Genomic DNA, 8,278 nt, shown 5'->3' with positions numbered 1-8,278 from the left:
ATCTGACGCCGGACCCGGTGAAGTTGGCGGGCGGGATCAACGCGTACCAGTACGTGCCCAATCCTACGGGTTGGGTGGATCCCCTTGGACTAAATGCTAGCTGCACTGGCTCAGTAAAGAAAAACCCAACCTGCGCTATACCTGTTGAACCTGAAGTACCTAATATATCTCGTAAAGGAGCGTTCCGCGAAGCAAAAAGAGACGCCAATATACCGATGGCACAACAACCTGATGTAATTACCGCCCCGAGGTCTGGCATAAAGAAACAATACAGCATTGTGAAAATGTCAGACATAAACGAAAAAGCAATTTTAGATAGCTCGGGAAAACCTATTCACACGAGGGTCTACCAATATACGAGGGCTGATGGATCCAAGGTGTTAATACAAGACCATTCAGCCGGGCATAAATTCGGCGCTCCAAACGGAGTGGGCAATCAAGGCGCTCACTTCAATCTGCGTCCATTTGATACACCGCGAACCGGCAGCGTTCCGGGAACAAAAGACCATTACGTATTCAAGGATAAAAAATGAAACACTGGAACGATCTTGACGGGACTATATTTTTTAACAAAGTGTTTAGCCAACCAATTGAAATCGGCAAAGCTTACATTCATTCACTGGGCATAGAAAATGACCAACCCTCTTTTGGAATAGGTTTTGACATACCAGACTTCCCTGATGTGTTGCCTGAAAAATGGAAGAACAAAGGATATAACACGTGCAGAATTGCACTGAGCTGTTCCGAAATCAGCAACTTAAAAATAGTAAATCTCCCGCGCAGGGAGATTTTCAGAATAAATATAAAGCGAGAAAACGGGTACTTTTTTCTCACCGCAAACTCAAAAAACGCTTCTATTGAACTCAAAGCCAAGTGGCTCTCCATGGAAGGGCCGACAGTTTATATAAATAGCCCCGAACCAGGAGACTATGACTGGGCAGACAATACTCTATAAAAATCAAAAACGTGATTTACGCAACCGTTCCTATGAATGCTATAGCGAACGTCAATTCGCCGACCCGGCCCACCCCACCTAAACTCTGTCCAAGTTGTTCCAACGGACAGAGGACTCACGATCATGGGCAAACGTCACCCCAATCTCCCCGCCTGGCAATGGCGTCATTACCCACAAAACCATCAGCACCCGACCAACCTGGCGTTGCACCTGATTGCCGTGCCGCTGTTTATCGTCGGTTTCCTGCTGATCGTTTCAGGGGTGTTCAGCCTGAGCCTGGCCAGCTTGACTATCGGTGTGGTCGGCATCGTGGCGGGCCTGGCGTTGCAGCGTCACGGCCACAGCCTGGAAGCCCAGGCCAGTGAGCCGTTCAGCGACCGTAAAGATGCGGTGCAACGCCTTGTTGTCGAGCAGTTCGTGACCTTCCCGCGCTTTGTGTTGAGCGGTGGCTGGTGGCGTGCCTGGCGGCAACGTCACCACCACTGAAGGGGCTTAGGCGAACACCACCACGGTCTGGCGGCTGAGGGCGATCAACTCGCCGGTCGGGCTCCACAGCGCAGCGGCCGCATGGCCGTAGCCGTCGCGGGCATGTTCGATGTTGACGTGGTATTGGCACCAATCGAGGGTGGTCAGGTCTTGCAGCGGCTGGATGAACTCGATGGTCCAGGTCAGAGTGCTGCCTGGCGCAGGCTTTTTCAGGTGTGGCAGCAGGGCCGGCGGCCAGGCGTCGACCAGGGCGAGGATATGCGCCTCGGTCAGTGGCTCTTCTTTCACATCCCCGCGCAACCGTACCCAACCGCCCATGTCGCGGGATTTGTTACCGGTGAACGGCAGGCCGCCGACACTCCAGCGCATCGCCAGATGGCGCATGAATTCAGGGGTGACGCCCTTGATGTAGGGCAACTCCTGACATTCATCCCAATGTTTGAATACCGGCGGAGCTTCGCTCGCCACGTCAATTTCCGATGCTCGAGACGCGCCAAAGCTGGCCTGGACCAGGGTCGCCACTTCGCCGTTCTGCACCACGCGGCCGAGCAACTGGCTGACGGCCTTGCCTTCGCGCAACACTTCGACTTGATAACTGGCGGGCACATCCGGCGCGACCGGGCCGACAAAGGTGATGGCCAGGGAGCGCAAGGGGCGATCCGCCGGCACCTGCGCGCGCAGGGCCTCATATTGCAGGGCGGCGACCAGGCCGCCAAAGGTGGCACGGCCCTGAGCCCATTCGGCAGGAATGGTGACGTCCAACGGGTTGCTTCGGGCAGCGTCGAGCAAATCACTAAAGCGCATGGCGACCTCACATCAAGAAAATCGATGGGGAATCTTAACCATCGAGACGGACCGGCACACCGCCCATTCCGGCCAAAAGCCGGACCGCGTTAAAAACAATCGGCGCTGAGTTTGTCCAGCACACGGTCAGCCTGCCCTTGAGCCTTGAGCATGGTGCGCTGCCAGATGGCAACGCAGGGTTGCAGATCCGCCTGCTGCCCGGCCTGGGCCAGCCACTGCCAGCAGTCATGCCAGTCGCCCAGGGCGCTTTGGGCTTTCTTCAATCGCGACATGGCGTTGGGGGATAGCTTGTCCAGTTCGGGGTAAGCCTCGGCGGCGTAACGCACGCGCTTGATCAGCAACCGCAGGCGGTGGCGATCATGCTCGGGATCCTTCAGGGCTTCATCGAGTTTCTGCCATTGCTTGGCCAGGCGTTTCTCGATGCGCGGGCGCAGGCCTTTGAGCAGTTTCTGGTGCTGGGAGGCGCGAATAAAGCGTGGGAATGCATCCAGAATCAGTAACAGGTGCGCCAGTTCCGGGCTTTGCGCCACATGACGATAGGCCTCGGGTTGCAGGCGCAGGCGCCGATCAGCCGCCTCGTGATAACCGTGCTGATGCAGATACGCCGCCAGGACCTCGCGGTCACGCAGCGGCGTGGTCAATTGGCCAACCGTACTGGCGGCCAATTCAAGCTGTTCCACACCGGGCAGCCCGCGCAAAGACCGCAACAAGCTGCGCAAGCGCCGCACAGTGGTGCGCAAATCATGCAGGGCTTCATCGTCAGTGACGGCGGCGAGGCGAGCCTGGCAGCTCAGTAACCCTACTTCCAGGCCTATGACCTGGGCGACTAACTGATTGACCAACGCTGACATCCTGCCCTCACTTTCCAATGAATAATCCTACTCGCCGCTACAGGTCAACGCCCGGCGCGAGACTCACGAATATAGAACCGCGCCTTCTGGGCTTTGTTGGAGCACCCTTCAAACGCTTCAAACTGCTGCTGGGTCTTGGCGCCAGTCAATAGCGACAGAGCCTTGGAGTAGCTCACGGTGCCAGCAAAACCTTCAGCCTTGGCCAGATCGAGTTCTTTCCAGGCGGCATCCAATTGGGAACCGCAGCTGTCGCGGTAGGCCGTCTTGCCGGCACAGCCGGCCAAGGCCAGCACGATCACAGGCACACACATCCAGGCTTTCATTGATGACACCTCAAAATAAGCAAAATCATTCGTAGCCTGTAGACGTTGCCCACAGGGAAAAGTGCCTTGTCCCTAGCCTGAAATCGGTCGTACCTATTGCCAGAGCATACCCGAGCGCAAAGGTTATCCTCTAAAAATAACCGAAGATTGAAGCCGCCCCCCGGATGGGTGCATTGTGGGCACCTGTTTTGCGAAGGACTGGGACATGAAAAAACGTGTTGCCTTAGTGCTGGGCTCCGGGGGAGCCAGGGGCTACGCCCATATCGGGGTGATCGAAGAAATCGAACGACGCGGCTATGACATCGCCTGTATCGCCGGCTGTTCGATGGGCGCGGTGGTCGGCGGTATCTATGCCGCAGGCAAGCTGGACGAATATCGAAACTGGATCGAAAGCCTGGACTACCTCGACGTATTGCGCCTGGTAGATGTGAGCTTTCGCCTGGGTGCGATTCGTGGCGAAAAAGTTTTCGGGCAGATTCGCAAAATCGTCGGCGAGATCAATATCGAAGAGCTGCGCATCCCCTACACCGCCGTGGCCACCGACCTTACCAACCAACAGGAAATCTGGTTTCAGGAAGGCTGCCTGCACCAGGCCATGCGCGCATCGGCGGCGATCCCAAGCCTGTTCACCCCGGTGATGCAAGGCAATCGGATGCTGGTGGACGGCGGGCTGCTCAACCCGCTACCCATTGTGCCGGTGGTGTCGAGCCACTGTGACTTGATCATCGCGGTCAACCTCAACGCCACCAACCAGAAGCACTATCAGTTGCCGGTGATCCAGCGCCCGCCGGCGTTCAAAAGCCGCTTCAACAGCCTGGCCAAGTCACTCGGATCGCACCTGCCATTTCGCCGCAAACAGGCCGAGCAGTTGATGAAGCTCGAACAGGAAGCCTTGCAGGCCCAGGCAGCAGAGATCAACCCGTGGCTGGAGTCGGCTGAACCCGAATCCCAGCAACCCGCTGCCGCGCCGGAAAAAGCCGGCGCACCGAAGTCGGCGACCGGCTCGTTCATCATCGATAACGTCGGGCCTGCGTCGCTGCTGGACCTGATCAACCAGAGTTTCGAGGTGATGCAAACCTCATTGGCGCAGTACAAGATCGCAGGCTACCCGCCAGATGTGCTGATCAACGTGCCGAAGCGAGTGTGCCGGTTCTTCGAGTTCTACAAGGCGCCGGAGCTGATCGCCTTGGGGCGGGAGATCGCCAGTGATACGTTGGATCGGTATGAGAGTGAGCAGAGTTGAGCGCGTGGGTGTTGCTGATGGCCTCATCGCGGGCAAGCCCCACATTTTAATCTGTGAATACACTCAAAATGTGGGAGGGGGCTTGCTCCCGATAGCGGTGGGTCAGTGAGTAGATCTGTTACTGACCCACCGCTATCGGGAGCAAGCCCCCTCCCACAAAAACTCAAGCATTCAGCAACCGATACCCCACCCCCGCCTCGGTCACGATAAACCGTGGCTGCGTCGGGTCATCCGCCAGTTTCTGGCGCAGGTGCCCCACCACGATACGCAGGTAATGGCTGTCTTCGGTGTGAGTCGGGCCCCAGATGTCCTTGAGCAATTGCTGCTGGGTAATCACCCGCCCCGGATGCCGGGCCAGTTGCGCCAGCACTGCATACTCCTTGCGGGTCAGCGCCACTTCGGCACCGTCCAGCAGCACGCGGCGATAAGCCAGGTCCACCGTCAGCGGGCCGAAATTCAAGGCGGCTTCCTGGGCCTCTCCCGCCGGTGCCTGACGCAACAACGCACGCACCCGAGCGAGGAATTCCTGGATGCCGAAGGGCTTGGTCACGTAGTCATTGGCGCCACCGTCAAGAGCCTCGACTTTCTGGCCTTCACTGGCCCGCACCGACAGCACCAGCACCGGTACCGTCGACCACTCGCGAAACTCGCGCAGCACCTGCTGGCCGTCCATGTCGGGCAGCCCCAGGTCGAGCACCAGCAGGTCCGGTTTGTTCAGGGCCGCTTGCGCCAGGCCTTCGTTGCCGGTGCCGGCCTCGATCACCTTATAGCCCTGGGAGGCCAGGCTGATGCGCAGGAATTTGCGGATCTGCGGTTCGTCATCTATGACGAGAATCGTCGCGGTCTGGCTCATGGTGTCCGTCAAAATTCGTTAAAGAATCACCCCATTCAGGAGCCATTCAAAGGTCAGTGTCCAAGCCAGGTTGAGATTGTAGCGGCAGAAACAACGTGATGCAGGTACCCCGCCCATCAATGCCATCGGCCACGCTGATATGCCCACCATGCGCACCGACCATGCCCTGACAGATCGCCAGGCCAAGGCCGGTGCCCTGCCCGCCCCGATCACCGCGGGCAGCGGTATAGAACATGTCGAAAATCTTCGCACGCTCCTCCTCGGGAATCCCCGGCCCTTCATCCGCCACGGCAAAAAACAACTGCTCATCCTGCACGCCAGCGCGCAACTGCAAGCGACCCTGGGGCGGCGAAAACCGGGCGGCGTTTTCCAGCACATTGACCAATGCCTGTTCGATCAACGCCGCATGCACATACAACAAGGGCAGTTCCGACGGCACCTCGGTGCTCACTTGCAATGGCGCCAGCACCGCGCGCAAACGCCCGAGGGCACTGCCGACGATATCACCGGGCGACACCCAGTCGCGCGCCAGTTTCAGCGCGCCGTGGCCCAGCCGCGTCATGTCCAGCAGGTTCTGGATATAGCGGTCCAGGCGCTCGGCCTCATCACGGGTGCCTTCAAGCAATTCGCGACGATCCTCCATGGGAATGGCTTCGCCGAGGGCCAGCAGACTATCGATACTGCCGCGCATGGAGGTCAACGGCGTGCGCAAATCGTGGGACACCGACGCCAGCAAGGCGCTGCGCAGTTGTTCGGTTTCACCGTGCAGACGCGCCGACTCCAACTCTTGCCCCAACTGCGCCCGCGCCAGCGCCTGGGCCAGTGGCTGGCTCAAGGCAGTGAGCAAACGTCGGCGTTGCCCGCTCAACTCCAGGCCCGGTTTGGCGCTGACACCGAGCAAGCCCAGCGGCCCCTCTTCACCCGACAACGGCCACCACCACCAACGTCCGAACGGCAAGGTGCCGGTGCCCATACCGGCAGGCTGATCATGCTGCCAGGCCCAATCGGCAGCAGCGCGTTCGGCTTCGGTGAGGGTCAGCGGGCCACCGGTCTCGACCGTCCAGCCGCCCTGACCGTCGCGATTGACCAGACACAAGTCAAGATCGCGCCAGCCTTGCAGATGGTGGGCGGCGGCGCTGATCACGGCTTGGCGATCGGTGGCCGCCGTGAGCTTGCGCGACAGGTCGAGCAGCTCGCTGGTTTCTTCCTGGGTATCGCGCAACGCCTGCAGCTGGCGGCGCTGGCGCGCGGCGAGGTTGCCGGTCAGGGCTGCCATCAGCAGGAAGAACAGCAGGGTCAGCACATCCTCTTCGCGCTGAATGGCGAAAGAAAAGTTCGGCGGGATAAACAGAAAATCGTAGGTCATGAACGACAGCGCCGCGCATACCAGCGACGGCCCCAGGCTGCTGCGCACCGCCACCAGCAATACGGCAGCGAGAAACACCAGCGAGATATTCGGCAGCGGCAACACACTGGACACGGCCCAAGCCACGGCCGCAGCAACCACCGTGGCAACCACCGCCAAAGCGTAATCGAACCACACTAACCCGCGCACATCCGGCAAGCGTGGCGCCGCCGGAATGTCATCGCTGTCGAGGACGTTGATTTCCAGGCCACGGGCATTGCGCAACAGCCGCGCCGCCAAGCCACCACCGAACAAGCGCCGGCGCCAGCGCATCCGCGACTGCCCCACCAGCAACAAGCTGGCACGGCGTTCGGCGGCGTGCTGGATCAGGGTCTTGGCGACCTCCCCGGCCCGCAGTAACACCACTTCGCCGCCCAACCGCTCCGCCAGTTGCTGGGCGTTCTGCAGACGCAGGCGCGATTGCTCATCCCGCGCTCGGCCGTTGTCGACGTGCACCAGGCTCCAAGGCAAATGCCGACGCTGGGCCACGCGACTGGCATGACGCACCAGGCGTTCGGCTTGCGCATCGCCATCCACGCCCACCAGCAAACGCCCACGTACCGCCGGCGCGGCCTGTCCGAGTTGGCGATAGCCCTGGGCCAGATCATCGTCGACGTGGGCGGCGGCGGTTTGCATCGCCAGTTCGCGCAGGGCCATTAGGTTGGTCTGGGTGAAAAACGCATCGATAGCCGCACGCGCCTGTTCGGGCACATACACTTTGCCGTCACGCAGGCGTTCGAGCAGTTCGCGGGATGGCAGGTCGATCAGCAACAGTTCGTCGGCCTCTTGCAGCACCCAGTCCGGCAGGGTTTCGCGCACTTGCACGCCGGTGATGCCACGCACCTGATCATTGAGGCTTTCCAGGTGCTGGACGTTGACCGTGGTGAACACATTGATACCGGCCGCGAGCAATTCCTGAATATCTTGCCAGCGCTTTTCATGACGGCTGCCGGGGGCGTTGCTGTGGGCCAGTTCATCTACCAGCACCAGCTTGGGCTTGGCGGCGAGCAGGCCGTCGAGGTCCATTTCTTCAAGCATTACGCCACGGTACTCGCTGCGTAGCAGCGGTTGTTGCGGCAGGCCGCTGAGCAAGGCTTCGGTCTCGGCGCGGCCGTGGGTTTCGACCACACCGGTAATCAGGCTTACGCCTTGGCGCAACTGGGTGTGGGCCGCCTGGAGCATGGCGTAGGTCTTGCCCACGCCGGGCGCGGCGCCGAGGAAGACTTTGAGCCGGCCACGGCCAGCCCGGGGCAGATCGGCTAACAGGGCATCGGCGCGGCCGGAGTCGCTCATACGGGTTCCTTCAGGCAGGTATTTTCAGGTCAATGAAGATCAACTGTGGGAGGGGGCAAGCCCCC

Annotated in this window: 9 protein-coding genes; 4 read left to right on the top strand and 5 right to left on the bottom strand. The window is 60.0% G+C overall.

The genetic code is table 11. The annotated features are described in order from the left end of the window. The 3 genes from E3O56_RS11160 to E3O56_RS11150 form a co-directional block, all read left to right on the top strand. Positions 1-533: HNH/endonuclease VII fold putative polymorphic toxin (locus tag E3O56_RS11160; protein ID WP_248128217.1), on the top strand; the 533-nt coding region annotated here is incomplete at its 5' end. Next, the gene (locus E3O56_RS11155; RefSeq protein WP_103733589.1) at positions 530-955 is read left to right on the top strand and encodes an Imm50 family immunity protein; all 426 of its coding nucleotides are present in this window, start codon (positions 530-532) and stop codon (positions 953-955) included. The genes E3O56_RS11160 and E3O56_RS11155, both read left to right, overlap by 4 nt. Before the next feature lie 123 nt (positions 956-1,078). After that, complete coding sequence (locus E3O56_RS11150) at positions 1,079-1,441, top strand: Mpo1-like protein (RefSeq protein ID WP_248128215.1); 363 nt, start codon at positions 1,079-1,081, stop codon at positions 1,439-1,441. 6 nt (positions 1,442-1,447) lie between these two features. Here E3O56_RS11150 and E3O56_RS11145 read toward each other — a convergent pair whose 3' ends face one another. From E3O56_RS11145 to E3O56_RS11135, 3 genes are all read right to left on the bottom strand, one after another. Next, positions 1,448-2,245, bottom strand: coding sequence for a thioesterase family protein (locus E3O56_RS11145; protein WP_056846423.1), 798 nt, complete (start codon positions 2,243-2,245; stop codon positions 1,448-1,450). 89 nt (positions 2,246-2,334) lie between these two features. Continuing rightward, positions 2,335-3,096 carry a CHAD domain-containing protein gene (locus tag E3O56_RS11140; protein ID WP_248128214.1) on the bottom strand — a complete coding sequence of 254 codons (762 nt, stop codon included), beginning with the start codon at positions 3,094-3,096 and terminating at the stop codon, positions 2,335-2,337. Positions 3,097-3,140: 44 nt separating this feature from the next. Further along, entirely contained in the window at positions 3,141-3,419 is a 279-nt protein-coding gene (locus E3O56_RS11135) for a hypothetical protein (RefSeq protein WP_005786355.1), read from the bottom strand. A 205-nt stretch (positions 3,420-3,624) separates the two neighbouring features. On the opposite strand from E3O56_RS11135, the gene E3O56_RS11130 reads away from it, so the two are divergent. Beyond that, the gene (locus E3O56_RS11130; RefSeq protein ID WP_216090938.1) at positions 3,625-4,662 is read left to right on the top strand and encodes a patatin-like phospholipase family protein; all 1,038 of its coding nucleotides are present in this window, start codon (positions 3,625-3,627) and stop codon (positions 4,660-4,662) included. 163 nt (positions 4,663-4,825) lie between these two features. On the opposite strand, the gene E3O56_RS11125 is transcribed toward E3O56_RS11130, so the two are convergent. Beyond that, positions 4,826-5,515 (bottom strand): response regulator, encoded by a 690-nt coding sequence (locus tag E3O56_RS11125; RefSeq protein ID WP_078820683.1) that lies wholly within the window; start codon positions 5,513-5,515, stop codon positions 4,826-4,828. Between the two features lie 46 nt (positions 5,516-5,561). Then, a complete protein-coding gene (locus E3O56_RS11120; protein WP_248128213.1) occupies positions 5,562-8,213 on the bottom strand; it encodes a sensor histidine kinase KdpD in 2,652 nt (883 codons plus the stop codon). Positions 8,214-8,278 lie beyond the last annotated feature (65 nt).

The organism is Pseudomonas sp. W2Aug9, assembly GCF_023127755.1.
Taxonomy (GTDB): Bacteria; Pseudomonadota; Gammaproteobacteria; order Pseudomonadales; family Pseudomonadaceae; genus Aquipseudomonas; species Aquipseudomonas synxantha_A.
The sequence above is the reverse complement of the archived record's forward strand: the minus strand, read 5'-3'. Positions and strand labels throughout refer to the sequence as shown.

Bases quoted from the DNA above. Each gene is read 5' to 3' on its own strand.
- E3O56_RS11125 (WP_078820683.1), bottom strand. From the start codon at position 5,515: ATGAGCCAGACCGCGACGATTCTCGTCATAGATGACGAACCGCAGATC.
- E3O56_RS11145 (WP_056846423.1), bottom strand. From the start codon at position 2,245: ATGCGCTTTAGTGATTTGCTCGACGCTGCCCGAAGCAACCCGTTGGAC.
- E3O56_RS11155 (WP_103733589.1), top strand. From the start codon at position 530: ATGAAACACTGGAACGATCTTGACGGGACTATATTTTTTAACAAAGTG.
- E3O56_RS11150 (WP_248128215.1), top strand. From the start codon at position 1,079: ATGGGCAAACGTCACCCCAATCTCCCCGCCTGGCAATGGCGTCATTAC.
- E3O56_RS11135 (WP_005786355.1), bottom strand. From the start codon at position 3,419: ATGAAAGCCTGGATGTGTGTGCCTGTGATCGTGCTGGCCTTGGCCGGC.
- E3O56_RS11140 (WP_248128214.1), bottom strand. From the start codon at position 3,096: ATGTCAGCGTTGGTCAATCAGTTAGTCGCCCAGGTCATAGGCCTGGAA.
- E3O56_RS11120 (WP_248128213.1), bottom strand. From the start codon at position 8,213: ATGAGCGACTCCGGCCGCGCCGATGCCCTGTTAGCCGATCTGCCCCGG.
- E3O56_RS11130 (WP_216090938.1), top strand. From the start codon at position 3,625: ATGAAAAAACGTGTTGCCTTAGTGCTGGGCTCCGGGGGAGCCAGGGGC.